The following is a 25,601-nucleotide window of genomic DNA, read 5'->3' on the forward strand; positions in this document are numbered from 1 at the left end:
CTTCCGCGATGGACTCGGGCGATGGAGCCGGTTCCCGAAACCTTCAACCCGTGGACCGTGGTCAACCTCGTTTTCCACCATCTGGCGGAGCAGGGGCTGCACCCCACGCTGGGCGGCGCCGATCCGGGCGCCCCGGCGGCCGAGTTGCTGCGCGCGTTCGGCATCGAGCCGGCTCCGGAAGGCGACCGGCAGGTGCGGGAGAACGTCAAGAACCACCTCGCCGAGATCCGCGCGGCGTTCTTCGAGCAGGAGCCGTGACTCATTGTGAGACCCCGGCCACGGGGGATAAGGGGTCTGATCACGCTGAAGGACGCCACCTGAGACGAGGAGTTGACTCATGAGTCGGCAGAGCGTGGCCAAGGCACATCAGAAGATCCAGGAACTGTCCTGGGAACCGATGTACCACCAGCCCGTCTCGCACTACGGAACCGACTACACGTTCCGTAAGGCACAGAAGAAGGACCCGCTCAAGCAGGTCCTGCGGTCGTACTTCCCGATGCAGGAGGAGAAGGACAACCGGGTCTACGGCGCGTCGGACGGCGCGATCCGCGGCAACATGTTCCGCCAGGTCCAGGAGCGCTGGCTGGAATGGCAGAAGCTGTTCCTCTCGATCATCCCGCTGCCGGAGATCTCGGCCGCCCGGGCGATGCCGCTGCTGTTCCGCAACGTCCCCAACCCGGAACTGCACAACGGCCAGGCGATCCAGATGATCGACGAGGTTCGCCACTCGACGATCCAGCAGAACCTCAAGCGCCTGTACATGAACAACTACATCGACCCGGCCGGCTTCAACTCGAGCCTCCGCAACTTCCAGAACGACTACTGCGGGACGATCGGCCGGCAGTTCGCCGAGGGCTTCATCACCGGCGACGCCATCACCGCGGCCAGCATCTACCTGACGATCGTGGCCGAGACCGCGTTCACCAACACGCTGTTCGTCGCGATGCCGGCCGAGGCCGCCGCGAACGGCGACTATCTGCTGCCGACCGTCTTCCACTCGGTGCAGTCCGACGAGTCGCGGCACATCTCCAACGGCTACGCCACGCTGCTGATGGCGCTCGCCGACGAGGGCAACCACCAGCTGCTCGAGCGCGACCTGCGCTACGCCTGGTGGAACAACCACCGGGTGGTCGACGCGGCGATCGGCACGTTCATCGAGTACGGCACCAAGGACCGCCGCAAGGACCGCGAATCGTACGCCGAGATGTGGCGCCGCTGGATCTACGACGACTACTACCGCAGTTACCTGGTGCCGCTGGAGAAGTACGGCCTGGTCATCCCGCACGACCTCATCGAGGAGTCGTGGAACCAGATCTGGAACAAGGGTTACGTGCACGAGGTGGCCCAGTTCTTCGCCACCGGCTGGCTGGCCAACTACTGGCGGATCGACCCGATGACCGACAAGGACTTCGAGTGGTTCGAGTACAAGTACCCGGGCTGGTACGACCGCTACGGCAAGTGGTGGGAGGCCTATAACCGGCTGTCGACGCCGAACGGCCACCACCCGATCGTCGCCGAGGACGTCGACTACCAGTACCCGCACCGCTGCTGGACCTGCATGGTGCCGTGCCTGGTCCGCGAGGACATGGTGATGGCCGAGGTCGACGGGCAGTGGCGCACGTACTGCCACGAGGCCTGCCGGTGGACCGACGTCGAGGCGTTCCGGCCGACCTACCAGGGCCGTAGCACCCCCAACATGGGCCAGCTGATCGGCGCCCGCGAGTGGGAGACCCTCTACCACGGCTGGAACTGGGCCGACGTGGTCAAGGACATGGGTTTCGTCCGCGACGACGGCAAGACCCTGGTCGCGCAGCCGCACCTCAACCTGGACCCGTCGAAGATGTGGACGCTGGACCACCTGCGCCGGATGCCCAACCTGCAGAGCCCGAACGTGCTGCTCAACGAGATGAGCACCGAGGAACGCATGAAGTTCCACGCCCAGTACATCAAGGGTGGCCCGGCCGGACGGCCGGCGCGGGACTGACTGCGTCATTGGCCGGCGCCTGCGGCGCGGAGAACCCGGAAAGAAAGAGAGAAATGGGAGAGAAGCACCGCGTCCGGTTCGAACCGGTCGGCATCGAGATCGAGGTCGACGAGGAGCAGACCGTGCTGCGTTCCGCGTCCGAGCAGGGGCTGATGCTCATGCACGGATGCAAGGAGGGCCAGTGCGCGGCCTGCAAGTCGTTCGTCCTCGACGGTGAGGACATCGAGCTCGACCGCTACTCCACCTTCGCGCTGCCCGACTTCGAGAAGGACGAGGGCTTCACGCTCCTGTGCCGGGCCCACGTGTACGAGGACGTGACCATCGAGCTGCTGAACTACGACGAGGAGATCCTGCGCTCGGGGTTGCCGATCCAGAACGCGGTGGCGGAGGTCGTGGGGATCGACCACGTGACGCATGACCTGCGGCACCTGGTGCTGCGGCTCATCGAGCCGGTCGAGCTGACCTTCTTCCCGGGCCAGTACGTCGACATCAAGGTGCCGGGCACCGAGATCACCCGGTCGTTCTCGATGGCCAACACGTCCAGCAAGGAGAACGGCCGGCTCGAGTTCATCATCAAGGTCTATCCGGGCGGCGTGTTCTCGTCCTTCCTCGACGAGCAGCTGAAGGTCGGGGACCGGCTCGAGCTGACCGGTCCGTTCGGTGTCTTCACGCTGCGCGAGGCGACCGACGAGGACATCGTCTTCGTCGGTGGCGGGGCCGGCCTGGCCCCGATCCTGGCGCTGCTGCGCTCGATGGCCGAGCGCGGGATCAACCGGCGCGGCGCCTTCTACTACGGCGCCCGGACCGCCAAGGACCTCTGCTTCGTCGACGAGATCAGGGCCCTCGAGGAGAAGTTGCCGGATTTCAGGTTCATACCCGCGCTGAGTGAGCCGAACGAGGGCGAACCGGGCGAGGACGAGAGCTGGGACGGCGAGGTCGGCTTCGTCACCGAGGTCGTCAAGCGCTATGAGACCGATCTGAAGCGTGCTCACGCGTACCTCTGCGGCCCGCCGCCGATGGTCGAGGCGGCCATGCCGCTGCTGGCCCAGCTCGGGGTGCCGGAGAAACACATCTACTACGACAAGTTCACAACCACAGGTGGGGAGGACTGATGACGACCGCGACGGAACGTAGCGTTCCCAAGCCCGTCTTCACCGACGCCGAGGCCGGCGCCAAAGAGTTCCCGGACTCGAACGCGCGCCGGTTCAACTACTTCGTCCCGCAGAAGCGCAAGCAGACCCACTACGAGGACGTCACGGTCGAGGTGCAGCCCGACCCGCGGCACTACCTCGCCCAGGGCTGGCTGTACGGGTTCTCCGACGGCAAGGGCGGCTACCCGCTCGACTGGACTGTGCTGAAGGCCTGGGGGAGCGACCGGCCGGTGCCGACCCGCGGGCCGGGCACCGGCGGCCAGGGCTACGAGTGGCCGGCCCACGGCTGGCATGAGTTCCGCGACCCCAACGAGGAGTGGGAACTCTCGCTCTACCGCTACAACGCCAACGTCGTACGCCAGGTCAACGCGAACGTCGACGCGGCCAAGCAGGCCAAGGCGTTCGAGCAGTGGAACCCGAACTGGGTCCGGTTCGTGTCGCAGCACGTCGGCGCGTGGATGCACGTCGACCACGGCCTCGGCCTCTACCTGTTCGCCAACGCCAACCGCCGCGGGCCGACCAACATGCACAACACGGCCATCGCGGTGAACAGCATGCACCTGATCCGCGCGGCCCAGGACCTCGCGCTGTATCAGCTGACACTGAGCGAGGAGATCCCGGACTTCGACGGGACCGTGCATCTGGCGACGTGGAACGAGGACCCGGCCTGGCAGGGCGTACGGGAAACCGCGGAGCGCCTCACCGCGACCAGCGACTGGGGTGAGGCGGTCTTCGCCGCCAACGTGGTTTTCCAGCCGCTCGTCGGCGAGCTGTTCCGCAGCCGGCTGGTGATGCAGGCGGCGCCCCGCAACGGCGACTTCGTCACCCCGACGATCGTCGGTGCGGAGGAGTTCGACTTCTCGGAGCGGGATCTGCGCTACACCAAGGCGATCTACGAGCTGCTCACGAACGACCGCGAGTTCGCCGAACACAACAAGCGGGCGCTCAACGGGTGGCTGGCCGACTGGACCGGCCTGTCGATCGCGGCCGCCCGCGCCATGCAGCCGCTCTGGTCGCAGCCGGACGCCAAGCCGCTGCGCTTCGAGGACGCGCTGGACAGCGTCAAGAGCCGCTTCGCCGGCATCGTGACCGACCTCGGCCTGGACATCCCGAAGGAGCTGGAACGGTGACCGAGCAGCGTTTCAAGACGGCCGAGAGCCCGTTCAAGTCGGATAACACAGCCTCCAACATGTGCGGCTTCACGCTGATGAACAACCAGGTCGGCGTGGTGGTGGCCGAGGTGATGCGGGACAAGCCGAACGTCACGGTGACGCCGCTGCCCTCGATGATCCGGGTCGACGCGCTCAACCGGATGGACGTGGTCTACGACGAGGTCTCGGAGGCGCTCGGCGAGGAGCCCGGCTACTTCGACGCCGCCCAGTTCGAGGAGAGCATGTCGACCCACTACGGCCGGATGATCCACGAGGACGACCGGACGATCATGTTCGCCAACCCCGAGGACGCGGCGGAATACATCGGCTTCGACCTGACCGCGGAATCGAGGTAACCGTATGTACGAGAAGGACGGCGAGAAGTACTTCATCGTCGACAGCCACATGCACTACTGGAACGCCGGCCCGGACAACTGGGTGCCGGGCGCCGAGCACTACGCCAAGGGCTGGATCGAATGCTTCCACGCCTACCAGGGGCTCGGTCCCAAGGAGACGCACTGGCCGATCGAGAAGTTCATGTCCTACACCGAGGACGACCTGATGAAGGACGTTTTCCAGGACGGATACGTGGACGTCGCGATCTTCCAGCCGACGTACCTGACCGAGTGGTACAAGGAGGGCTTCAACACCACCGAGAAGAACGCCGCGCTGGGCGCCAAACACCCGGGCAAGTTCATCGCCAACACCCGCTTCGACCCGCGGGACGGCGACGACGGACTCAAGAAGCTTGAGGAGAACGTCGCCCGGTACGGCAGCATCGGCGTGAAGCTCTACACCGCGGAGTGGAAAGACGGCTCCCGCGGCTGGACGCTCAAGGACCCGGCCGCCTACCGCTACCTGGAGAAGGCCCAGGAACTCGGCATCAAGAACGTCCACGTACACAAGGGGCCGACGATCTGGCCCCTGGACAAGGACGCCTTCGACGTGTCCGACGTCGACCACGCGGCGACCGACTTCCCCGAGCTCAACTTCATCGTCGAGCACGTCGGCCTGCCCCGCATCGAGGATTTCTGCTTCATGGCGACGCAGGAGCCCAACGTCTACGCCGGCCTGTCGGTGGTGATCGGCGGGCTCATGCACGCCCGGCCGCGGTTCTTCGCCAAGGTGATGGGCGAGCTGCTGTTCTGGGTCGGCGAGGACAAGATGACCTTCGGCAGCGACTACGGCATCTGGGAGCCGAAGTGGCAGATCGAGGGCTTCGTCGACTGGGACTACCCGGGTGAAGAGTTCGACGACTTCCCGCGGGTTACCACGGCGACCAAGAAGAAGATCCTCGGGCTGAACGCCGCTCGCCTGTACGGCATCGACGTGCCCGCGGAATATCAGCTCGACGCGGGCGAGGGGACACCGGCGGCTCGGGACGACTCCGTCGGTGTCAGTTCCGAGTCGCCGGCGGTCTCGCCGGCATGACCGCCACTCAGGTGGGGTCGCGCATCCTGGCCGCTCTGGCCGGGGTGCGCGACCCCGAGCTGGACGAGCCGGTGACGGTGCTCGGTTTCGTGGCGTCCGCGGTTATCGACAGCGACGGCACGGCTGTCGTTCATCTCCGCCTGCCGACCTACTTCTGCGCGCCCAACTTCGCGTACCTGATGGTGGCCGACGCCTACGACGCGGTGGCCGCCCTCGACGAGGTCCGCCGGGCGGAGGTGGTGCTGGACGACCACTTCGCCTCGGACGCGATCAACGAAGGGGTGGCGGCCCGGGCCGGGTTCATGAACTCGTTCGAAGGGGAAGCGGTCGACGAGCTGGACAGCCTCCGGGCCGATTTTCTGCGCAAAGCCGTTCTGGCCGGCACCGATGTGGTGTGCCGGCCGCTTTCGATGCCAGGCACCTTGACCCTCGGTGAAGTGCCGCCCTCGAAGGATCTTGACCGCCTGCGCCGCCGCCGCGCGGAGCTCGGCCTTCCCGCCGACGACGCCTCGCCCCTGCTCATCGACCCGTTGACCGGAAGCGCGGTCGAGCCCGACCAGGTGCCGCTTCATCTGCGCCGGGCCCGCCTGACCCGCACCAGCCTCGACGCGAACACCGGCATCTGCCGCGGCATGCTGCGGCACCGCTACGACACCGACGGCCAGGGCGAAGAAGCCCCCGCGGAATAGAAGGAGACCCCCTGATGGCCAAGGAACTTCGATTCGGCGCGGACGCGCGCACCCTGTTGCTCAACGGTGTCGACAAGCTGGCCGAGGCGGTCAAGGCGACGCTCGGACCGAAGGGGCGCAACGTCATCCTGGAGAAGATCACCGGTTCGCCGGTGGTCACCAACGACGGCGTGACCATCGCACGGGAGATCCACCTCAAGGACCAGTTCGAGAACATGGGCGCCCAGCTGGTCAAGGAAGCGGCGATCAAGACGAACGACATCGTCGGCGACGGCACCACGACGGCGACCGTGCTGGCTCAGGCGATCGTGCGGGAGGGCATGTCGGCGATCGGGTCGGGGGCCAACCCCGTACTGGTCAAAAGAGGTGTTGATCTGGCCGTCGACCGCCTCGTCGAGCGCCTCCGGACGGTGGCCCGCGCGATCGACAGCGAGCAGGACCTGGCCCGGGTGGCCGCGATCTCGGCCAACGACGACGACATGGTCGGCGGGGTCATCGCGAAGGCGCTGCACACCGTCGGCGACGGCGGGATCGTGACGGTCGAGGAGTCGCCGCGGCACGGCATGAGCGTCGACTTCGTCGAGGGCTTCGAGTTCGACAACGGCTACGTGTCGCCCTACATGGTCACCGACCCGGGCCGGCTCATCGCGATCGTCGACGATCCGTACATCCTCATGACGGCCGAGAAGATCACCAAGGTCCAGCAGCTCATGCCGCTGCTCGACAAGATCATGCGGGAGCCCCGGCCGCTGATCGTCATCGCTGAGAACGTCGAGGGCACCGCGCTGTCGATGCTCACCCACAACCACGTCAACGGCATCTTCCAGTGCGTGGCGGTGCGCGCACCCGGGTTCGGCGACCGTCGCCTGCACAAGCTGGAGGACATCGCCGCGATCTGCGGCGGTGCGGTGCACAGCCGGCACTCCGGCTTCACCCTGGAGAGGATGACCATCGACCAGCTCGGCCGGGCCGGTCAGGTGCGGGTCGACGCCGACCACACCGCGATCATCGACGGTGGTGGATCATCCGACGATGTCGCGTTCCGGCTGACCCAGCTCCGGGCGGAACTGGAACGGGCCTCGTTCGGCGTCGACGAGGACGTGCTGACCGAGCGGATCGGCTCGCTGTCGGGCAAGGTCGCGGTGATCCAGGTCGGTGCGCCGACCCCGGCCGAGCTCAAGGAACTGCAGCACCGGGTCGAGGACGCGCTGTCGGCGTCCCGGGCCGCGATGGCCGAGGGCGTCGTGGCCGGCGGCGGTGCCGCGCTGCTGCACGCCGCGGACGCACTCGACGACCTTGACCTCAAGGACGACTACGCCACCGGCGTCGACATCGTCCGGCGGTCGCTGACCGAGCCGGCGTTCCTGATCGCCACCAACGCCGGCTACTCCGGCGCCGAGACGGTCGCCCGGATCTCCGCCCTGGGACCGGATGAAGGCTTCGACGCTCTGGAGGGCCGCTTCGGCAACATGATCGACATGGGCATCGTCGACCCGCTGCGGGTCGCCCGCTCGGCGCTGCAGAACGGCGCGTCGGTCGCCGGCCTGCTGCTCACCACCAACACCCTGGTGGCCGAGGAGCAGACGCCGTGGGGCGGCAGCGCGTCCCTGATGACCGAGTTCGGCCCGCTCGACGAGGGCCTCAAACAGCCGTCACCCGACTCGAGCACGCCGCAGTCGCTGGGCCTCGGCCCGTCGGTCGCCTAGATGACGGCCGTCGACGCCCGCAACACCCTGACGGTGCTGCGGGCGCGCGGCCGCCTGCGAGGCTCGGTCGCGCTGCTGGGCCCGGCGTTCGTCGCCGCGGTCGCCTATGTGGATCCCGGCAACTTCGCCACCAACTTCACGGCCGGCGCCAAGTTCGGCTACACGCTGCTCTGGGTCATCGTCGTCGCCAACCTCAGCGCCATGCTCGTGCAGTACCTCTCCGCCAAGGCCGGCGTCGCGACCGGCCACGACCTGCCCGAACTCTGCCGGCTGTTCCTGCCCCGCCCGGCCTCCCGGGGCCTGTGGGTGCAGGCCGAGATCATGGCGATGGCGACCGACCTGGCCGAGTTCCTGGGTGCGGCGGTCGGCCTCAACCTGCTGTTCCACGTCCCGCTCTTCCCCGCCGGGCTGATCACGGCCGTCGTCGCCTTCGGCATCCTCGGCCTCGAACAGCGCGGCTACCGCCGCTTCGAACTGGCGATCGTCGGGCTTCTCGGCATCGTCCTGCTGGGTTTCCTGTACGACCTGGTTTCCGTACGCCCGTCCGCGCCCGCCGTGGTCTCCGGTCTGATGCCCGGTCTCGCGGGCAGCGACAGCCTGATCCTGGTCTGCGGCATCATCGGCGCGACCGTGATGCCGCACGTGGTCTACCTGCATTCGGCGCTGACCAAGTCCCGCATCGCCTGCCGCGACGACGCCGAACGCAAGGAACTGCTGCGCTTCCAGCGCCTCGACGTGGTGATCGGCCTCGGCGCGGCCGGCCTGATCAACCTGTCGATGCTGGTGGTGGCGGCCGCCCTCTTCCACGGCGCCGCGTCTTTCGACGGCGATCCGATCTCGGCCGCCCACGAGGGCCTGGGCCGGCTGGTCGGCGGCGGGGCGGCGCTGGCCTTCGCGATGGCCCTGCTGGCGTCCGGCCTGTCGTCGTCGAGCGTCGGCACGTACGCCGGCCAGGTCGTCATGCAGGGCTTCATCCGCCGCCGCATCCCGCTGTTCCTGCGCCGCGCCGTGACCATGGCGCCGGCGCTGATCGTGCTCGCCCTCGGCCTGCCCCCGACCGCCAGCCTGGTCGTCTCGCAGGTGGTGCTGTCGTTCGGCATCCCCTTCGCCCTGGTTCCGCTCCTGCTGGTGACCCGCCGCCGCGACATCATGGGCGTCTTCGTCAACCACCGCCTCACCACGGCAACCGCCGGCGTCGTGGTCACCCTGATCATCGCCCTGAACGCCTACCTGCTCCTGGATGCCGCCGTTCCTTGACATACGGAGACCTCTCCAGCGGGGACACCGGGTTCTTGCCGGGTGGACGGTCGTGCACCTGCTGCGGCGTGGTTATCGGGTCCGCGCCACCGTGCGGTCGGCGTCCCGCGAAGACAGCGTCCACGCGGCCGTCGCCACCGAGATCGGCGCGGGGTACCGCCTCGAATTCGCGGTCGCCGACCTTGCGCGCCGGCCGGGTGGGCCGGCTGGAGGTCGTGGACGTGCGCGACGTCGTCGACCTTCATCTCGACGCCATGACCGCACCGGAGCGGCCGGCCAGCGGTTCCTCGGCGTCCTCGCGCGGCGAGCCGGCGGACCGGGACCGGCCACCGCGGGACTCAGTCCAGGACGGGCAGGCCGGCCGTCCACCGCAGGCCGCGGGTCATGATGGTGTGGGTCTCGGGGACCAGCAGGTCGGCGGGGGAGTGGCCGAGCGTGTTCACGAAGACCCGCCCCGCGCCGAAGGTGCGCGTCCACACGACCGGCATCGTCACGCCGGCCGTCTCCGGGGCGCCGTGCAGGCCCTCGAACGTCGTCGTCGCCAGCACGTCGAGGCCCGGGTCGACGTGGCAGAAGTACTGCTCGGTGTGCACGTCGAAATCCTGGACGCCGGCCGTGACCGGATGGTCGCCGGTGACGGAGACCCGGTAGTCGACGAAGTCGCCCGGGTGGCAGAGGAAGCGGCCGCCGACCATGTACTGGTAGCGGGACGCCTCATAGCACGTCGCGACGACGCCGCCGTGCCAGCCCGCGAAACCGGCGCCCTCGGCGACCCGGGTCACCAGGTTGTGCTCCTGTCCGGCGGTCAGGCGGCCCTCGGTCCAGCACTGCACGATCAGGTCCGCGGCGGCGAGCGCGGCCTGGTCGGCGTACGTCTCGAGCGTGTCCGAGACGCGGACCTGGTGTCCCGCGAAGAGGTCGAGGAAGAGTGACGTGGTCTCGACCGGTGAGTGCCCGGCCCAGCCGCCCCGGACGACCAGCACGTTCACGGGGCCGCCTGCCGCTGCCGCCGGCGGTAGGCGGCCGCCTTGGCCCGGTCGCCGCACCCGCGCATGCCGCACCAGCGGCGCCGCATGCCTCGCGACCGGTCGATGAACGGCCGGGTGCAGTTCTCGTCGGCGCACCAGCGCAGCGCGTGGCGGTCGTCGCCGGCGTGCAGTTCGAGGCAGTCGCGGGCCAGGACGGCCAGGACGGCGTCGGTGTCGCCGGTGCGATGGACCCCGTCCGGTTCCAGTCGCAGCGCGGGCAGCGGGCGGGCGGCCGCCGCGTTGACCAGCCGGCGGTCGGCGGGGTCCGTGCCGCCGCCGTCGAGCAGGGCCCGGACCAGGCGGAACATGGCTTCCCGGAGCTCTCGGGCGCGCTGCAGGCCGGCGTCGTCGACGCTCGGCGGCCGGTCCACGATGCCCGCCTGAACGGCCCAGTCGGCCAGATCACGGGGGGACGCCAGCAGTTCCCCGTCGGTGTGCCCGCGCTCGGTGAGCGTGGGAAGAAAATCCAGCACCGGCCGGTCGGCGATGAACTCGAACTCCACGTCACCATCTTGACCGGTGACGACGCGTCCTGCAAGACTCGGCCGATGTCATCACCGGTCAAGCAGGTGACGGAGGAGGGTCCGGCGGTCGGGCTGGCCCACTACCTGGCCGCCGCCGTGCTCGCGCGCACGGCCGACGAGGGTGCCCGGGTCGCGCTGATAATCCTGGCCCTGGACCGGACGGGGAGCGCTGCCGTCGGGGGCACGCTGGTCGCGACGCTGCTCATCCCGCACGTCGTGGCCGCGCCCGTGGTCGGCGCCCTCGTCGACCGGGCCCGCCGGCCGGCGGCGGTGCTCGCCGGCGCGATCGGCGTCCTCGCCGCCGGCCTCGCGGCCCCGGTCGCCCTGCTCGGTCACGCGCCGCTGTGGACGACCTACGTTGCCCTCGCCCTGGCCGGGTGCTGCGGGCCGGCGGTGACCGGGGGGCTGACCAGCCGGTTGTCCGGGGCTCGTGCCTTCGCATTGGACTCGCTGTTCTACAACGTCGCCGCCATGGCCGGGCCCGCCGTGGTCGGTCTGGTCGCGGCGGCCGCCGGCCCGGGCGCCGCCACCCTCACGCTCGCCGTCGCGGCCGGGACGGGCGCCCTCGGCGTCGCCACCCTGCGCCTGCCCGCTTCCGCCGCCGCGACCCGACGCCTGCCCTCTTCCGGGGACGCCCACCGCCTGCGCGCTACCGGCGGCGCGACCCGACGCCGGCCCTCTTCCGGGGCCGCCCACCGCCTGCGCGCTACCGGCGGCGCGACCCGACGTCTGCGCTCTTCCGGGGCCGCCGCCCGCCGCCTGCCCGCTTCCGGAAGCCGGCCCGCCTCCGGGCCGGCGCGGGCTGCCGGTCTGTTCGACGGCGCCCGCGTCATCGCGAAAGATCCGGCCCTGCGAGCGCTGACCCTCACCACCGCCTTCGGCCAGCTGGGCCCCGGCGGTCTCGCGGTCGCCGCCGCGGCGCGTGCCCCCGAGCGGGCCGGCCTGCTGCTCAGCGTGGTCGCCGGCGGTGCGTTCGCCGGATCCCTGCTGTGGGCCTGGCGGCCGCTGCCGGCGTCCCGCGCGCCGAGGGTGACGGCGTGGGCCATGGTCGGGTTCGGCATACCCCTCGTGGTCGCGGCCGGCGTGCACTCGCTGCCCCTGACCGCGGCCCTGTTCGGGCTGGCCGGGGTGTCCACCGGGCCGTTCGTGGCGGCCCTGTTCCTCGCCCGCAACCAGTTGTCGGCCGAGTCGGTCCGCACCCAGGTCTTCACCATCGGCGCCGGAATGAAAGTGGCGGCCGCGGCGCTCGGTGCCGGCCTCATGGGGTTCGCCGCGCATCTGCCGGCCGGCGCTCAGCTGCTGCTGGTCGCGGCCGGCCCCATCGTCGCCGGCGCCGCGCTCAGCCGATCGAACGCGATCGATTGACCCGGCGAGGCGGCGCGCATAGACTTCGACAACTGTTAATTAGTCTGCCAGATCCTGGGGAGCGGACAGTGCGCCTACTCATCGGCCTCGCGGGGCTCGCCTCCGTACTCATCGCGGGCGCCCCGGCACCCGGCGGGCCCGAACATCCGAAGATCCCACCCGCCGCCGTGGCGACGACCGCGATCCCCGGCTGGATGATGCAGACGTCGGCGCAGGTCGGCAGCGACGCGGCCGTCTCCCAGCCGGGCTTCGACACCGCGGGCTGGCTGCCGGTCAAGGCGCGCTCGACCGTGTACGCCGGCCTGCTCGCGAACGGCCGCTACGCCGACCCGTTCTATTCCACGAACATGGCGTCGGTGCCGGCAGCCCAGTTCAAGGTGCCGTGGTGGTACCGGGCCGACATCCAGGTCCCGGCCGATCGGAACCACACGAGCCTCGACTTCAGCGGCATCCTCTCGGCCTCCGACGTGTGGGTGAACGGCACCAAGGTCGCCACCACCGCCGGCGTCTATCCCGAGCAGAACGTCGACGTCACCTCGCTGGTCAAGCCGGGCACCAACAGCATCGCCTTCAAGGTGCAGCCGAACGACCCGGACAAGAACCTGACCATGGGCTGGATCGACTGGGCCGAGACGCCACCGGACCAGAACATGGGCATCGTCCGCGACGTCGTGGTCCACCGCACCGGCAGCGTCGCGCTGAGCAACGCGCACGTCGTCACCACGCTGAACAGCGACCGCAGCCACGCCGACGTGGTCGTCAAGGCCGACGCCCGCAACACGACCGGCGCCGCGGTGACGACGACGGTCAGCGGTACCGCGGCCGGCAAGGCGATCAGCACGTCGGTCACGCTGGGCGCCAACCAGACCAGGACTGTCACCTTCCCGGCGATCGGCCTCGACCACCCGGCGCTGTGGTGGCCGGCCGGCATGGGCGCGCCGACCCTGAACGATCTCGACCTGAGCGCCACCGTCAATCAGGCGGTCTCGGACACCGCACACGAGCGGTTCGGTATCCGCTCGGTCGCCTCGGCCCTGAACGCGGCCGGCGCCCGCACCTACACGATCAACGGGCGGCCACTGCTCATCAAGGGCGGTGGCTGGGCTCCCGACCTCTTCCTGCGCTGGGATACCCAGTACGCCGCCGACCGCCTGCAGTACGCCCTCGACCTCGGCCTCAACACGATCCGCCTCGAGGGCCACATCGAGCCGAACGAGTTCTTCGACCTCGCCGACCAGATGGGCGTCCTGACCCTGCCGGGCTGGGAGTGCTGCGACAAGTGGCAGAGCATCAGCAAGTGGACCGACGCCGACTACGCGGTCGCCAAGGCGTCGGCGGTCTCCGAGGGCGCCCGGCTCCGCAACCACCCGAGCGTCATCTCGTTCCTGATCGGCAGTGACGAGTCGCCGACCGCGAAGGCCGAGACCAACTATCTCGAAGCCCTGCACTCGGTCGACTGGCCAGACCCGATCGTCACCTCGGCCGCCGACACGTCCTCGCCGCAGCTCGGCAGGTCGGGGATGAAGATGACCGGCCCCTACGACTGGGTGCCGCCGGCTTACTGGTACGACACCGCGCACGGCGACAGCGGCGGCGCCTGGGGTTTCAACTCGGAGACCAGCGCCGGCCCGGACATCCCCACCCTCGACACGCTCAACCGCATGATGACGCCGTCGGAGCTGAACACGCTCTGGACGAACCCGTCGGCCGCCGAATACCACCGGTCCAACTCCGACACCTTCGGCAATCTGAAGCTGTACGGCGACGCATTGACCGCGCGCTACGGCAAAGCGACCTCGCTCACCGACTTCGACAAGAAGGCGCAGCTCGCGCAGTACGAGAACATCCGCGCCCAGTACGAGGCGTACGGCCGCAACTTCCCGTCCGCGACCGGCGTCATCTACTGGATGTACAACAGCCCGTGGACCTCGCTGCACTGGCAGCTGTTCGACCGCTACCTCGACCAGGGCGGCTCCTATTTCGGCGCGCACGAGGCCAACAAGGCGCTGCACGTCCAGTACTCCTATGACAACAAGCAGATCTCGGTCGTCAACCGCAACCACGACCCGGTTTCCGGCCTCGGCGTGAAGGTCGACCTCTTCGACGTCGAAGGCGTCCCGAAATACAGCGCGAGCAAGTCGGGGGTCACGGTCGGCGGCGACGGCGCGCACGCGACACCGCTCACGCTTCCGGCCGTACGCGGTCTGCCCTCGACCTATCTCGCGAGGCTGATCCTGACCGACGCCGCCGGCCACGAGATCGACCGGAACGTCTACTGGTTGTCCACCAGGTCCGACGTCATGGACTGGTCGAACAACGACTGGTACTACGTGCCGACGACCTCCTACGCCGACCTGACCGGCCTGCAGTCGATGTCGTCGAGCGCCGTCCAGACGCTGCCGTACTCGGTGCAGCAGGGCGCGAACACGGTGACCACCGTCGTCCTGCGCAACATCGGCAGCGGCACCGCACCGGCCCTGTTCACCGACGCGCACATCGTGGACGTGAACGGCACGCCGGTGCTCCCGGTCCGCTGGAGCGACAACGAGGTGACGCTGTGGCCCGGCGAGTCGGTGACGCTCACCGCGACCTACCGCACCGCCGACCTCCACGGCTCGGCCCCGTCGGTGCGGGTGTCGGGCTGGAACATCGGCACCACCACGGTCGGGGCGGGCAGCACCGTCCCGCCGCCGGGCGGCCACTAGCCCGGACGCACTGTCCCCGGACACACGGTCCCCGGGCACACGGTCCCCGGCCGGCCGGCGTGCTCCGGAAGGCCGGCCCGGGGAGCCGCGTCGCGCGAAGGGAGTACGCCCGCCGGAGGGGCGTCGACCCGCGGAGTCCGCGCCCGGGGCATCACGGCGGCGAAGGCGGCGACCAGGATCGCGGGGAGAGCGGTCCGCCCGGCGTACGCCAGAAGCAGCAGGTTGGCGACGGCCGCGACCACCGCTGCGAGCCGCAGGCGGCCCGGCATCGTCCGGGCCGCCGACAGCATGCAGCCGACGTAGACCACCAGGATGAACGACGTCGGGATGGTCACCGCGGTGGCGACCGGCACGACGCCGACGCCGATCAGGCCGAGGATCACGACGCCGGAGACGATCAGGCTGATCGGGAACCAGCGGGGCGTCGCCGGTGACGGGCCGCTGACCGTACGCGCGAGGGCCGCGCCGCCGGTGAGGTAGGCGTTGACCGTGCCCAGCGTGAGCAGCACCGCCGCGACCGCCGCGACGACCTGGCCGGCCGGGCCGATCGAGAGGGCGAGCAGCGCGGTCATCGGCACCTGGGTGCCGGCGGCCGGGCCCAGCGCGGCGACCGTGACCGTGGCCAGCGCCAGGTAGATCACCGTGGTGACGGCGAACGCGGCGCCGATCACCCGCGGCAGTTGCCGGCGCGGGTCGGCGAACTGGCTGGTCAGTGGGGCCACCGCTTCCCAGCCGAAGAAGGACAGCATGAGCACGACCGCGGCGCTGCCGATCGACGACCAGCCGTGCGGTGCGAACGGCCGGAAGTTGGCCGCGTGGGAGCTGGGCAGTGCGCCGCCGACCGCCGGCACGAGCACGAGCAGGAGGACCGCGACCAGGGCGAGCTGGACGCCGGTCGAGGTGCGCAGCCCGCGCCGGCTGAGAGTGATGAGCAGGGCGAGCATGGCGCCGCCGGCGAGGGCCTGCCGGGGGTGGCTGGTCGTCAGGTAGCCGGCGCCCATCGTGCAGACGATCGGCGCCCCGGCGATGATGCCGGCCAGGAAGCACCAGCCGGCGGCCCGGCCGGCGCGTTCGCCGAGGCCGGCCGCCACGTATTCGGCGACGCCGCCGGCCGAGCGCAGCGACGTGCCGAACCGCGCGAACACCACGGCGACCAGTCCGGAGAGCAGCAGCAGGCCGGCCCAGGCCAGGACCGAGGCCGGCCCGGCCTTCGCGGCGGCCAGGCCGGGAAGCACGAGCAGGCCGGGGCCGAGGAGTGCGCCGATGTAGAGCGCGATGCCGCGGGTGGTGGTCATGACGCAATGATTGCCAAACGGACGTGCCATGCGATGGCAAAGATTGCCGGTATGAAAGCCGGCCATGCAACGTCGTGCGGCGACCTGGATTCCGGGCCGCATAATGTTGCGATGCCCTCCTTCGACCCCACCGACCGGGCGATCCTGACCCGGCTGCAGACCGACGGCCGCATCCCGAACATCGACCTGGCGGACGCGGTGAACCTGTCCCCGTCGGCCTGCCTGCGGCGGCTGCGGGCGCTGGAGCAGGACGGCGTGATCGCCGGCTACCGGGCCGAGCTCGACCGGGAGAAGCTCGGGTTGCAGCTCACGATCTTCGTGCAGTTGCGGGTCAACCGGCACGCCAGCGAGACCAAGGACCGGATGGAGCAGATGCTGACCGCCATTCCGGCGGTCGTGGCGTGCTACCTGATCTCCGGCGAGGCCGACTTCCTGGTCGAGATCGCCGCACCGAGCCTGGCGGCGTACGAGCGCATCCTGCTCGACCAGCTGCTCGCCATCCCGCACGTCGTCGACGCCCGGAGCACCTTCGCGATCCGCACCGTCAAGAGCCGCGGCCCGCTGCCCCTTCCGTAGCCGTCAGGCGGGGGCCATCTCGTCGGTGAGGCGCTGCCAGAGCCGCTCGCCCGCGGCGGCCAGGCAGCCGTCGACCACGGCGTCGTCGCCGAGGGCGCTCACCCGCAGCGTGGGCAGGACCGGCGCGTGCGCCCGGACGTGGTCGGACACCCGGTCGAGGAACCCGGCGGCCTGCCCGATGCCGCCGCCCAGCACGACCAGGTCGGGGTCGGCCACCGCGACGATCGCGCAGATGGCGTCGGCGACCAGCACCGCCTCGGCCGAGACCACGGCGGCGGCCAGCGGATCGCCCGCGGCCGCCGCGGCGAAGACCGTGCGGGCCGAGACCGCGTCGGTGAGGCCGGCCCGGCGAGCCGCCTCGACCACGCCCGGCGCGGCCGCTGCCACTTCGAGGCGCCCGCGGCGGCGGGCGTCCTCAGCTTCCGCGTCGGCACCGGCGTCAGCGCCCGCTTCGGCGTCAGCGCCGGCGGGGGAGGTGGCGGCGGGGAAGGCGGCGGGGAAGGCGGCGGGGAAGGCGGTTACGGCGGCGGAGACGGAGGCGGAGGCAGGGCGGGAGGCGGCCGGAGCCGGGAGGAAGCCGATCTCGCCGGCCGCGCCGTGGGCGCCGCGGTGGAGGCGGCCGCCGATGACCAGGCCCATGCCGATGCCGGTGCCGACCGAGACGAAGGCGAAACTTTCGACCTCGCGGCCGTGGCCGTGGGCCTGCTCGGCCAGCGCGGCGGCGTCGATGTCGTTCTCCAGCACCAGCGTGTCGCCGAACGTGGCCCGCAGCTCGCGCAGCACGGTCGGCTCGTCCCAGCCGGGGCGCCCGCCGGTCAGCTTGAGCGCGTCGCGATCGGGGTCGTAGATGCCGGGGCTGCCGAGCACGGTCTGGCCCACCTCGGACAGCTTGACCCCGGCCTCGGCGCACAGCATGCCGGCCAGGTCGGCCAGCTGGGCCACGGTCGCCGAGCCGTCGAGGTCCTTCGCCTGCAGCGTGGTGCGGGCGCGCACGGTGCCGGTCAGGTCGGCGAGCGCGCCGCGGAGGAAGTGGCTGCCCACGTCGAGGCCGAGGACGAAACCGGCTTCGGGGTTGACCTCGTAGAGGACCGCTTGCGGTCCGGGCACCCCTTTGCGTACGCCCGAGGTGCGCACCAGCCGGGCCCGCTCGAGGTTGGTCAGCGCCTGGGACACGGTGTTCTTCGCGAGGCCGGAGACGCGGGCCAGGTCGGCGCGGGAGAGCTCACCGGCGGCGCGGATGTGGGCCAGGACCAGCTGTTCGTTCATTACCCGGATGAGCTGCGGCCGTGCCGCCGAGCCGCCTGGCAACATCCATTTCCTCCGTTACCGATCTTTAACGCGATTCGACGAGCTGAAGTCTTGCTCGGCCGAGATCGATAGTCTAGCTTCCTATCAATCACGAGATTGTCTAGGTTCTGAACAATCCTAACCACGGCTAGGGTGTTCGGAGGTAGAGGGAGTACGGGTTGAGTTCTCCGGTCGTTCTCGGCATCGACTTCGGCGGCACGAAGACCGCCGTGGCCGTGTGCGAGGCGGACGGCGCGATGCTCGGCTCCGCGTCCGTCCCGGTCGGCTCCGAGCGCGACGCGCACACCAACGTGGCCGGCGCCGTCGAGGCCGGCCGCGTCCTGCTCCGGCGGATCGCCCCCGGGCGCCCGCTGGCCTCGATCGGAGTGTCCACCTTCGGCATTCCCGGTCCGCACGGCGTCGCGCTCGCCCCGGCCATCCCCGGGTGGGCCGGCCTCGCACTGGCGCGCGAGATCGGGGCGGCCTTCGACGGCGTACCCGTCAAGGCCGCGACCGACGTCAAAGCCGCCGCCCAGGTGGAGGCCGGGCGCGGAGCGCTCGCCGGGTGCGACCCCGCCATCTATCTCAACCTCGGCACCGGCCTCGCCGTCGCCCTGGTGGTCGGCGGCCGCGTGGTGGCCGGCCGCAACGGCGCCTCGGGCGAGATCGGCTACAACCTGCGCCACCTCTCCGACGTCGGCCGCTCGCTGGGCGACCGGGTCATGTTGGAGGACGTGGTCAGCGGCGGCGCACTGGTCGCCGCCGCCCGGGCCGCCGTGCCCGGGCTCGACGGCGTACGCGCCGTCTTCACCTCGACGACCGAGCGTCCCGCGCTCGGGAGGCTGCTCGACGAGTTCCTCGCCGAGCTGGCGTTTCATCTGATCAACCTCACGAACGCGGTCGATCCCCAGCGGATCGCCGTGGGCGGTGGAATGGTGCGCTCCTGGGACGTGATCGGTCCCCGGCTGCGGGCGGCGCTCGACGCGGCCGTCCCGTTCCCTCCGGAGCTCGTCCCCGCCGCGTTCCCCTACGAGGCGCCGCTGATCGGCGCTCTGGCACTGGGTGTCGAGGCCGGCCACGAGCGGCTCTTCGGCACCCCGGCCGCTTCACCCTCCGAAGAAGTCCCGAGCCCCCGATAGCGATGAAGAAGGGACGGCGAGCATGAGGCGCAGCAAGGCCCTGATCGCCCTGATCGCGCTGAGCACGGTCCTCACCGCGTGCAGCAGCGGATCCAAGCCGAGCACGGCCGCGTCCAACCCGGCCGACGACGCGAAGGCCGCCGGAACCGACGGCCCGCACAAGCCGGGTGGCACGGTCACCATCTCCAACGAGCAGGGCCAGACCTGGCCGTGCCAGTTCAACCCGTTCAACCCGAGCAACAACCTGCAGTCCCTCGGCTTCATCTACGAGCCGCTGGTGCACGTCGACGTGGTCGGCAACGCCAAGGAGACGCCGATGCTGGCGAGCTCCTACGAGTGGAGTGCCGACCAGAAGACGGTCACCTTCACCATCCGGGACGGCGTGAAGTGGAGCGACGGACAGGCGCTGACCGCCGACGACGTCGCGTACACGTTCGAAATCATGAAGAAGACGCCGGCCACCGACCTGTACTCGCTGTGGACCGGCGCCGGGCTGACCAGCGTCACCGCGACCGGCAACAAGGTGGCCTTCGTCTTCAACGGGGCCGCCAAGACCTACTTCTACCCGCTGGCCGGCGAGATCGGCATCGTGCCGAAGCACATCTGGTCGACCGGTGCCCCGGCCGCCCACCCCGACACGTGGGCCGACGCCAAGCCGATCGGCAGCGGTCCGATGCTGATGGGCACCTGCGGCCCGAACAACATCGAGTACACCGCCAACCCGGCCTTCTGGCAGCCCGGCAAGCCGAGCATCCAGAAGCTGGAGTACCCGGCCTACCTCGACAACGGCCCGGCCAACAACGACCTGGCCTCGGGCAAGGCGCAGTGGGGAAGTCAGTTCATCCCCAACATCAAGACCTTCTACCTCAACAAGTCGAAGAACAACCACACCTGGTCGCCGCCGCTGCTCAACGTCGGCCTGTTCCCCAACCTCGACCCGTCGCACAAGGCGACCAGCAACCTGGCCGTACGGCAGGCGATCGCGGCCGCGCTCGACCGCAACCAGATCGCGCTGATCGGTGAGGGCGGCCAGCAGCCGGCCGCCAACCAGAGCGGCATCGTGACGCCGACCTTCGAGAAGTACTTCGATCAGGCCGGTCTCGCCGCGGCGGGTTACGACAAGCCGAACGCCGACAAGGCGAAGCAGCTGCTGCAGGGCGCGGGTTACTCGACCAGCAACCCGCTCAAGCTGAGCGTCATCTCGATCACCGGCTACACCGACTGGGACGCCTCGCTCGCGGTCATCAAGCAGCAGCTGGCCCCGATCGGCATCGAGCTGACGGTGGACGACCTGGCCCAGCAGACGTTCGACAACCGGCTCTTCACCGGCAACTACGACCTCGCGTACTACGCCGAGCCGAACAGCGGCCCGACGCCGTACTACGAGATGCGCCAGCTGATGTACTCGAAGAACTCGGCGCCGCTGGGCAAGCAGGCCTCGTCGAACTACGAGCGCTACAACAACCCGGACGTCGACAAGCTGCTCGACCAGTACGCGACGGCCGACGACGCGACCCAGACCTCGATCATCAAGCAGATCGCGGCCTACTGGATCAAGGACGTCCCGATGATCCCGACGACCGAGTCGGTCGACTGGTTCCAGTACAACACCGCCGACATCCTCGGCTGGCCCACCCCGAGCAACCCGTACGCGGAGCCCTCGGCCTACCGCTCCATCGACGCCGAACAGGTGATCCTCCACCTGTATTCGCAAGCGGCACAGAAGTAGTGGGGATCCGCCCATGAGGTTCGTACTCAGACGCCTGGGCTTCTTCGTGCTCACCTTGTGGGCGGCCCTCACCGTGAACTTCTTCATCCCCCGGCTCATGCCGGGGGACCCCATCCAGGCGCTGCAGGCGCGCAGCCGCACCCGGCTGTCGCCGGCCGCCCTGCAGTCGATGCTCACCGCGTTCGGCTACAAGCCGCACGAGAACATCTTCAAGCAGTACTTCGTCTATCTGGGCCACATGTTCACCGGCAAGTGGGGCGTCTCGATCGGCTCCAACCTCGGTGAGCCGGTCGGCAAGATCGTCACCCAGGCTCTGCCGTGGACGCTCGGCCTGGTCGGCGTCGCGACGATCCTCGCCTTCATCATCGGCTCCCTGGTCGGGATCGTGGCCGGCTGGCGGCGCGGCGGTGCGATCGACTCGATCCTGCCGTCGGTGTTCGTGGTGACCTCGGCCCTGCCGTACTTCTGGGTCGGCCTGCTGCTGATCCTGGTCTTCTCGGTGTGGACCAACGGGTTCCTGCCGGCCGACTTCAACTACGACAGCGACCTGACGCCGGGCCTCAACGGCACGTTCATCCTCAACGTGCTCCAGCACGCGATCCTGCCGGGTGTGACGATCGTGGTCACGGCGGTCGGCGGCTGGGTGCTGACCATGCGGAACAACATGATCACCACGCTGGCCGAGGACTACGTCCGGATGGGCCGGGCCAAGGGCCTGCCGAACCGGAAGATCATGTACCAGTACGCGGCCCGCAACGCGTTCCTGCCCAACCTGTCCGGCTTCGCCATGTCGCTCGGCTTCGTCATCTCCGGCGCGATCCTGGTCGAATACGTCTTCAACTATCCGGGCCTGGGCTACCTGCTCTACAACGCCGTCTCCAACACCGACTACCCGCTCATGCAGGTGCTGTTCATGCTGTTCACGGTCGCCGTACTGGTCTCGGTGCTGATCTGCGACCTGGCGACGGCCTGGCTGGACCCGCGCGCCCGGGCCAAGGGGTGATCAACCGATGACCGCATTGCTGACCACGGCGGCGACCGCCGAGCCGGCACCGACCCGGCGGAAAAAGGGCGGCGCGCTGCGTAACCTCCGGCGCAACCCCAAGGCGCTGACCGGGCTGATCATCTTCGTGATCTTTCTGGTCCTCGCGATCGTGCCGCAGCTGTTCACCTCGGTGCGCGACCCCAACCGGCTGGCCTTCGCGCCGTCGATCCCGCCCGGCCAGGACGGTCACCTGCTCGGCACCACCGCGCTCGGACAGGACATCTGGGCCCAGCTCGTCTACGGCACCCGGCAGTCGCTGGTGATCGCGGTCGTGGCCGGCCTGTGCGCGACCGTCCTGTCGGTGCTGGTCGGGGTCTCCGCCGCCTATCTGGGCGGGGTGGCCGACGAGATCCTGTCGATGCTCACCAACATCTTCCTGATCCTGCCGACGTTCCCGCTGATCATCATCCTGGCCACCTACGCCGGGAAGGGAACGCTGACCGTCATCCTGGTGGTGCTCGTGCTGACCGGTTGGTCCTACGGGGCCAACCAGTTGCGGGCCCAGGCGCTGTCGCTGCGCAACCGCGACTTCCTCGAGTCGGCCCGGGTCCGCGGCGAACGCCGGTCCTACATCATCGTCTTCGAGGTGCTGCCGACGATGACCTCGCTCATCGTGGCCAACTTCCTCGGCGCGGCGCTCTACTCCGTACTCACCGCGGCCGGCCTGCAGTTCCTCGGCCTCGGTGATCCCAACTCGATCAGCTGGGGCACGATGCTCTACTGGTCGCAGAACCAGCAGGCGCTGCAGAGCGGCATGCCGCTCTGGTCGATCGCGCCCGGTCTTTGCGTCGCCCTTCTCGGTGTCTCGTTCGCGCTGCTCAACTACGCGTTCGACGAGATCAGCAACCCCGCTCTCCGGCCCGTCAAGAGGAGGCGCCGTGCCCCTGCTCAGCGTTGATGATCTGCGGGTCGAGTACGCCACCGGCGATCAGCCGGTCAAGGCGGTCGACGGCGTCAGCTTCGAACTCAACGAGGGCGAGTTCGTCGGCGTCGTCGGCGAGTCCGGCTGCGGCAAGTCGACGATGCTGTTCGCGATCGCCCGGCTGCTCAGCCCACCGGCCGAGATCGCCGGCGGCTCCGTCCGGTTCGCCGGCAAGAACCTGGTCACGATGACCGAGAAGGAGCTCAACGTCCTGCGCTGGCGGGACTACTCGGTCGTCATGCAGAGCGCGATGAACGCGCTCAACCCGGTCGCCTCGATCGGCGCCCAGTTCGCCGACACCATGAAGGCGCACGGCCGGTACAGCCGCCAGGAGATCCGGGACCGCTCGGTCGAGGTGCTCAAGCTGGTCGGCATCGACGACATCCACCTGAAGAGCTATCCGCACCAGCTCAGCGGCGGCATGCGCCAGCGCGCGATGATCGCGATGGCGCTGCTGTTCACCCCCGACCTGGTCATCATGGACGAGCCGACCTCGGCCCTCGACGTGGTCGCGCAGCGCTCGCTGATGGTGCAGATCAAGGAGCTCCAGCAGCGGCTCGGCTTCGCGGTCATCTTCGTGACCCACGACATGTCGCTGGTCAGCCACTTCTCCGACCAGCTCCTGGTGATGTACGCCGGTCAGGTCATCGAGACCGGCCCGACCCGCGCGGTCTTCGACTCGCCCGCCCACCCGTACAGCCAGGGCCTGCTCGACGCGTTCCCGTCCATCCGCGGGCCACGGGTTGAGCTCACCGGCATCCCGGGCAGTCCGCCCGACCTGGCCCGGCTCCCGGCCGGCTGCCGGTTCCAGCCGCGCTGCCCGGTCCGCTTCGACGAATGCGCCACCGTGCTGCCCGATCTCTACCAGGTAGGCCCGGCCCGGAGCAGGTGCCTGCTCGACGCCCCTGAGCGAAAGGAGGCCGCCCGATGACGCCACTGTTGGAGACCCGTGGGCTGACCCGGCACTTCCGGGTCGGCGGCACGTTCTCGCGCAAGCGGCTGCACGCGGTCGACGAGGTCGACCTGACCATCGGCGAGCGCGAGATCGTCGCGCTGGTGGGGGAGAGCGGCAGCGGCAAGTCGACAATCGCCCGCCTGCTCGCCCGGGTCCACGAGCCGACCGGTGGCGAAATCCTCTACCAGGGCAGACCGCTGAGCCAGATCCGCGGCCGCAAGGACGAGCTGGCCTACCGCAGCGACGTGCCGATGGTCTTCCAGGACCCGTTCAGCTCGCTCAACCCGGCCTACCGGGTCAAGCACGGCATCCTCCGCGGGCTCGTGCTGCACCGGCCCGACCTCAACGGCGACCAACGGGAGGCGGAGGCCCGGCGGGTGGTCGAGGCCGTCGGCCTCCATCCGGCGGCCGAGATCCTCGAGCGTTTCCCGTACGAGCTGAGTGGTGGACAACGGCAGCGGATCGGGTTCGCGCAGGCGCTGGCCTACCGGCCCAAGCTGATCCTGGCCGACGAGCCGGTGTCCATGCTCGACGTCTCGATCCGCATCGGCCTGCTCAACGTGATGGCCGGTCTGCGCGAGAACGAGGGCGTGTCGATCCTCTACATCACGCACGACATCGCCAGTGCGCGCTACGTCTCCGACCGGGTCGCGGTCATGTACGGCGGCCACCTGGTCGAGCACGGCCCGACCGAGGCGGTGCTGAGCCGCCCCAAGCATCCGTACACCCAGCTGCTGCTCTCGGCCGTGCCCGATCCGCGCGCGCCGCTCGACCCGGACGCGGTCAAGGACCGCGGTGAGCCGCCCCGGGTCGTGGACCCGGCGCCGGGGTGCCGGTTCCGGGCGCGCTGCCCGTTCGCCATCGAACGCTGCTCGGTCGAGACGCCCCGGCTGCGCGAACTCGGCGTCGACCACCAGGCCGCCTGTCACGTGGCCGTGGCGGACACCGACACCGCGGTGGGCACGGGCACCTGACGTACGTACGAAAAAAGCTTGCCGCCGGGAAGCCGGCGGCAAGCCTCACTTCTTCTTCTTGCCCTTCTGGCTCTCCGCCGACGGCAGCGCCTGCGGCGGGTGGGCGGCGAGGTAGTCCTTCAGGATCGGCGTGCCGACCTTCACCAGGTCCCGGGCGCGCCGATCGACGTCAGCCGGCGTCGCGTGCTGCATCGCCGGGACGTGAATGGCGATCGACCCGGTGAACAGGATCAGGTCGTCGACGGTGCCCGGGAAGTCGCGGCACATCTGCACCGAGGCCTTGAGCTGCGACTCCGGCAGGTACGCGACGTGCTCGGCCATCCCGGCCGCCCACGCGTCGGCGTGCACCAGGTACCCGGCGGGCAGCCGGCCCGGACCGCCGACCACCGCGAGGGTGGCGTGCCGTGGCCCGTCGTCCGCCGACGCCTTCAGGATCATGTAGCCGATCATGCCGGCGCCCAGCACCAGTGGGATCCCGATGGCCGCCTGGGCGTTGCCGGACATCGCAAGGATCACGACGCCGAGCACCGCGAGCATGACCGCGCCGCCCATGATCGTGCTGCCGCCCTCACTGCCCTCCTCGGATTCGGCCTCGTCCAGGCAGCGTCGGATGATCGTGTCGAGAATCTGGTCGCGGGGCTGCCAGAGGTCTTCACGGACCGGCAGCGTTCGTTTCGAGTGGCCCATC

Annotated in this window: 23 protein-coding genes; 18 read left to right on the top strand and 5 right to left on the bottom strand. The window is 69.7% G+C overall.

Annotated features, from left to right (window positions below):
- The first annotated feature begins 21 nt into the window (after positions 1 to 21).
- The 9 genes from ACIA5C_RS07470 (at position 22) to ACIA5C_RS07510 (ending at position 9,369) form a co-directional block, all read left to right on the top strand.
- Positions 22 to 258, top strand: a complete 237-nt coding sequence (locus ACIA5C_RS07470; RefSeq protein WP_396052298.1) for a hypothetical protein — start codon at positions 22 to 24, stop codon at positions 256 to 258.
- 79 nt (positions 259 to 337) lie between these two features.
- Positions 338 to 1,984 (top strand): methane monooxygenase, encoded by a 1,647-nt coding sequence (locus ACIA5C_RS07475; protein ID WP_396052299.1) that lies wholly within the window; start codon positions 338 to 340, stop codon positions 1,982 to 1,984.
- A gap of 53 nt (positions 1,985 to 2,037) precedes the next feature.
- Entirely contained in the window at positions 2,038 to 3,096 is a 1,059-nt protein-coding gene (locus ACIA5C_RS07480; RefSeq protein WP_396052300.1) for an FAD-binding oxidoreductase, read from the top strand.
- Positions 3,096 to 4,265 (top strand): toluene hydroxylase, encoded by a 1,170-nt coding sequence (locus ACIA5C_RS07485; RefSeq protein ID WP_396052301.1) that lies wholly within the window; start codon positions 3,096 to 3,098, stop codon positions 4,263 to 4,265. The genes ACIA5C_RS07480 and ACIA5C_RS07485 overlap by 1 nt, the downstream gene beginning before the upstream one ends.
- A complete protein-coding gene (mimD, locus tag ACIA5C_RS07490; protein WP_396052302.1) occupies positions 4,262 to 4,642 on the top strand; it encodes a propane 2-monooxygenase effector subunit MimD in 381 nt (126 codons plus the stop codon). The genes ACIA5C_RS07485 and mimD overlap by 4 nt, the downstream gene beginning before the upstream one ends.
- A gap of 4 nt (positions 4,643 to 4,646) precedes the next feature.
- A complete protein-coding gene (locus ACIA5C_RS07495; protein WP_396052303.1) occupies positions 4,647 to 5,717 on the top strand; it encodes an amidohydrolase family protein in 1,071 nt (356 codons plus the stop codon).
- Entirely contained in the window at positions 5,714 to 6,406 is a 693-nt protein-coding gene (locus tag ACIA5C_RS07500) for an iron-sulfur cluster assembly protein (protein WP_396052305.1), read from the top strand. The genes ACIA5C_RS07495 and ACIA5C_RS07500 overlap by 4 nt, the downstream gene beginning before the upstream one ends.
- Positions 6,407 to 6,420: 14 nt before the next feature.
- Positions 6,421 to 8,112, top strand: coding sequence for a chaperonin GroEL (gene groL / locus ACIA5C_RS07505; protein WP_396052307.1), 1,692 nt, complete (start codon positions 6,421 to 6,423; stop codon positions 8,110 to 8,112).
- Positions 8,113 to 9,369, top strand: a complete 1,257-nt coding sequence (locus ACIA5C_RS07510) for an Nramp family divalent metal transporter (protein WP_396052309.1) — start codon at positions 8,113 to 8,115, stop codon at positions 9,367 to 9,369.
- Between the two features lie 338 nt (positions 9,370 to 9,707).
- Here the strand turns inward: ACIA5C_RS07510 and ACIA5C_RS07515 are convergent, their stop codons facing one another.
- Both ACIA5C_RS07515 and ACIA5C_RS07520 read right to left on the bottom strand, forming a co-directional pair.
- A complete protein-coding gene (locus tag ACIA5C_RS07515) occupies positions 9,708 to 10,358 on the bottom strand; it encodes a ThuA domain-containing protein (RefSeq protein WP_396052311.1) in 651 nt (216 codons plus the stop codon).
- Complete coding sequence (locus tag ACIA5C_RS07520) at positions 10,355 to 10,900, bottom strand: CGNR zinc finger domain-containing protein (RefSeq protein ID WP_396052313.1); 546 nt, start codon at positions 10,898 to 10,900, stop codon at positions 10,355 to 10,357. The genes ACIA5C_RS07515 and ACIA5C_RS07520 overlap by 4 nt, the downstream gene beginning before the upstream one ends.
- Before the next feature lie 45 nt (positions 10,901 to 10,945).
- On the opposite strand from ACIA5C_RS07520, the gene ACIA5C_RS07525 reads away from it, so the two are divergent.
- Both ACIA5C_RS07525 and ACIA5C_RS07530 read left to right on the top strand, forming a co-directional pair.
- Positions 10,946 to 12,286 carry an MFS transporter gene (locus ACIA5C_RS07525; RefSeq protein WP_396052315.1) on the top strand — a complete coding sequence of 447 codons (1,341 nt, stop codon included), beginning with the start codon at positions 10,946 to 10,948 and terminating at the stop codon, positions 12,284 to 12,286.
- Positions 12,287 to 12,354: 68 nt separating this feature from the next.
- Positions 12,355 to 14,991, top strand: coding sequence for a glycosyl hydrolase 2 galactose-binding domain-containing protein (locus ACIA5C_RS07530; RefSeq protein WP_396052316.1), 2,637 nt, complete (start codon positions 12,355 to 12,357; stop codon positions 14,989 to 14,991).
- Here the strand turns inward: ACIA5C_RS07530 and ACIA5C_RS07535 are convergent.
- On the bottom strand, positions 14,988 to 16,286 hold the full coding sequence (locus ACIA5C_RS07535) for an APC family permease (RefSeq protein WP_396052318.1): 1,299 nt from the start codon (positions 16,284 to 16,286) through the stop codon (positions 14,988 to 14,990). The genes ACIA5C_RS07530 and ACIA5C_RS07535 overlap by 4 nt on opposite strands.
- A 111-nt stretch (positions 16,287 to 16,397) precedes the next feature.
- Here ACIA5C_RS07535 and ACIA5C_RS07540 point away from each other — a divergent pair, with 111 nt between their 5' ends.
- Entirely contained in the window at positions 16,398 to 16,862 is a 465-nt protein-coding gene (locus tag ACIA5C_RS07540; protein ID WP_396052320.1) for an Lrp/AsnC family transcriptional regulator, read from the top strand.
- 3 nt (positions 16,863 to 16,865) lie between these two features.
- On the opposite strand, the gene ACIA5C_RS07545 is transcribed toward ACIA5C_RS07540, so the two are convergent.
- Positions 16,866 to 18,128, bottom strand: coding sequence for an ROK family protein (locus tag ACIA5C_RS07545; RefSeq protein WP_396052321.1), 1,263 nt, complete (start codon positions 18,126 to 18,128; stop codon positions 16,866 to 16,868).
- Between the two features lie 200 nt (positions 18,129 to 18,328).
- On the opposite strand from ACIA5C_RS07545, the gene ACIA5C_RS07550 reads away from it, so the two are divergent.
- Genes ACIA5C_RS07550 through ACIA5C_RS07575 form a run of 6 tightly spaced genes read left to right on the top strand, consistent with a single transcriptional unit; the run spans position 18,329 to position 24,913 of the window.
- Positions 18,329 to 19,288 carry an ROK family protein gene (locus tag ACIA5C_RS07550; protein ID WP_396052323.1) on the top strand — a complete coding sequence of 320 codons (960 nt, stop codon included), beginning with the start codon at positions 18,329 to 18,331 and terminating at the stop codon, positions 19,286 to 19,288.
- Between the two features lie 22 nt (positions 19,289 to 19,310).
- Positions 19,311 to 21,017 (top strand): ABC transporter substrate-binding protein, encoded by a 1,707-nt coding sequence (locus ACIA5C_RS07555; RefSeq protein WP_396052325.1) that lies wholly within the window; start codon positions 19,311 to 19,313, stop codon positions 21,015 to 21,017.
- A gap of 13 nt (positions 21,018 to 21,030) precedes the next feature.
- Positions 21,031 to 22,020, top strand: coding sequence for an ABC transporter permease (locus ACIA5C_RS07560; protein WP_396052327.1), 990 nt, complete (start codon positions 21,031 to 21,033; stop codon positions 22,018 to 22,020).
- A 7-nt stretch (positions 22,021 to 22,027) separates the two neighbouring features.
- On the top strand, positions 22,028 to 22,960 hold the full coding sequence (locus tag ACIA5C_RS07565) for an ABC transporter permease (protein ID WP_396052328.1): 933 nt from the start codon (positions 22,028 to 22,030) through the stop codon (positions 22,958 to 22,960).
- Entirely contained in the window at positions 22,941 to 23,915 is a 975-nt protein-coding gene (locus ACIA5C_RS07570; protein WP_396052330.1) for an ABC transporter ATP-binding protein, read from the top strand. The genes ACIA5C_RS07565 and ACIA5C_RS07570 overlap by 20 nt, the downstream gene beginning before the upstream one ends.
- Positions 23,912 to 24,913: an oligopeptide/dipeptide ABC transporter ATP-binding protein gene (locus ACIA5C_RS07575; protein WP_396052331.1), complete on the top strand. Its 1,002-nt coding sequence runs from the start codon at positions 23,912 to 23,914 to the stop codon at positions 24,911 to 24,913. The genes ACIA5C_RS07570 and ACIA5C_RS07575 overlap by 4 nt, the downstream gene beginning before the upstream one ends.
- Positions 24,914 to 24,958: 45 nt before the next feature.
- Here the strand turns inward: ACIA5C_RS07575 and ACIA5C_RS07580 are convergent, their stop codons facing one another.
- Entirely contained in the window at positions 24,959 to 25,600 is a 642-nt protein-coding gene (locus ACIA5C_RS07580; RefSeq protein ID WP_396052333.1) for a hypothetical protein, read from the bottom strand.
- Position 25,601 lies beyond the last annotated feature (1 nt).

It is taken from the genome of Actinoplanes sp. NPDC051343 (assembly GCF_044455125.1).
GTDB lineage: Bacteria > Actinomycetota > Actinomycetes > Mycobacteriales > Micromonosporaceae > Actinoplanes.

Excerpts from the sequence above, each read along its gene's own strand:
- ACIA5C_RS07500 (WP_396052305.1), top strand. The coding sequence starts at position 5,714 with ATGACCGCCACTCAGGTGGGGTCGCGCATCCTGGCCGCTCTGGCCGGG.
- ACIA5C_RS07480 (WP_396052300.1), top strand. The coding sequence starts at position 2,038 with ATGGGAGAGAAGCACCGCGTCCGGTTCGAACCGGTCGGCATCGAGATC.
- ACIA5C_RS07525 (WP_396052315.1), top strand. The coding sequence starts at position 10,946 with ATGTCATCACCGGTCAAGCAGGTGACGGAGGAGGGTCCGGCGGTCGGG.
- groL (WP_396052307.1), top strand. The coding sequence starts at position 6,421 with ATGGCCAAGGAACTTCGATTCGGCGCGGACGCGCGCACCCTGTTGCTC.
- ACIA5C_RS07575 (WP_396052331.1), top strand. The coding sequence starts at position 23,912 with ATGACGCCACTGTTGGAGACCCGTGGGCTGACCCGGCACTTCCGGGTC.
- ACIA5C_RS07555 (WP_396052325.1), top strand. The coding sequence starts at position 19,311 with ATGAGGCGCAGCAAGGCCCTGATCGCCCTGATCGCGCTGAGCACGGTC.
- ACIA5C_RS07510 (WP_396052309.1), top strand. The coding sequence starts at position 8,113 with ATGACGGCCGTCGACGCCCGCAACACCCTGACGGTGCTGCGGGCGCGC.
- ACIA5C_RS07535 (WP_396052318.1), bottom strand. The coding sequence starts at position 16,286 with ATGACCACCACCCGCGGCATCGCGCTCTACATCGGCGCACTCCTCGGC.
- ACIA5C_RS07495 (WP_396052303.1), top strand. The coding sequence starts at position 4,647 with ATGTACGAGAAGGACGGCGAGAAGTACTTCATCGTCGACAGCCACATG.
- ACIA5C_RS07475 (WP_396052299.1), top strand. The coding sequence starts at position 338 with ATGAGTCGGCAGAGCGTGGCCAAGGCACATCAGAAGATCCAGGAACTG.
- ACIA5C_RS07580 (WP_396052333.1), bottom strand. The coding sequence starts at position 25,600 with ATGGGCCACTCGAAACGAACGCTGCCGGTCCGTGAAGACCTCTGGCAG.
- ACIA5C_RS07560 (WP_396052327.1), top strand. The coding sequence starts at position 21,031 with ATGAGGTTCGTACTCAGACGCCTGGGCTTCTTCGTGCTCACCTTGTGG.
- ACIA5C_RS07565 (WP_396052328.1), top strand. The coding sequence starts at position 22,028 with ATGACCGCATTGCTGACCACGGCGGCGACCGCCGAGCCGGCACCGACC.
- ACIA5C_RS07485 (WP_396052301.1), top strand. The coding sequence starts at position 3,096 with ATGACGACCGCGACGGAACGTAGCGTTCCCAAGCCCGTCTTCACCGAC.
- ACIA5C_RS07470 (WP_396052298.1), top strand. The coding sequence starts at position 22 with ATGGAGCCGGTTCCCGAAACCTTCAACCCGTGGACCGTGGTCAACCTC.
- ACIA5C_RS07545 (WP_396052321.1), bottom strand. The coding sequence starts at position 18,128 with ATGAACGAACAGCTGGTCCTGGCCCACATCCGCGCCGCCGGTGAGCTC.
- ACIA5C_RS07540 (WP_396052320.1), top strand. The coding sequence starts at position 16,398 with ATGCCCTCCTTCGACCCCACCGACCGGGCGATCCTGACCCGGCTGCAG.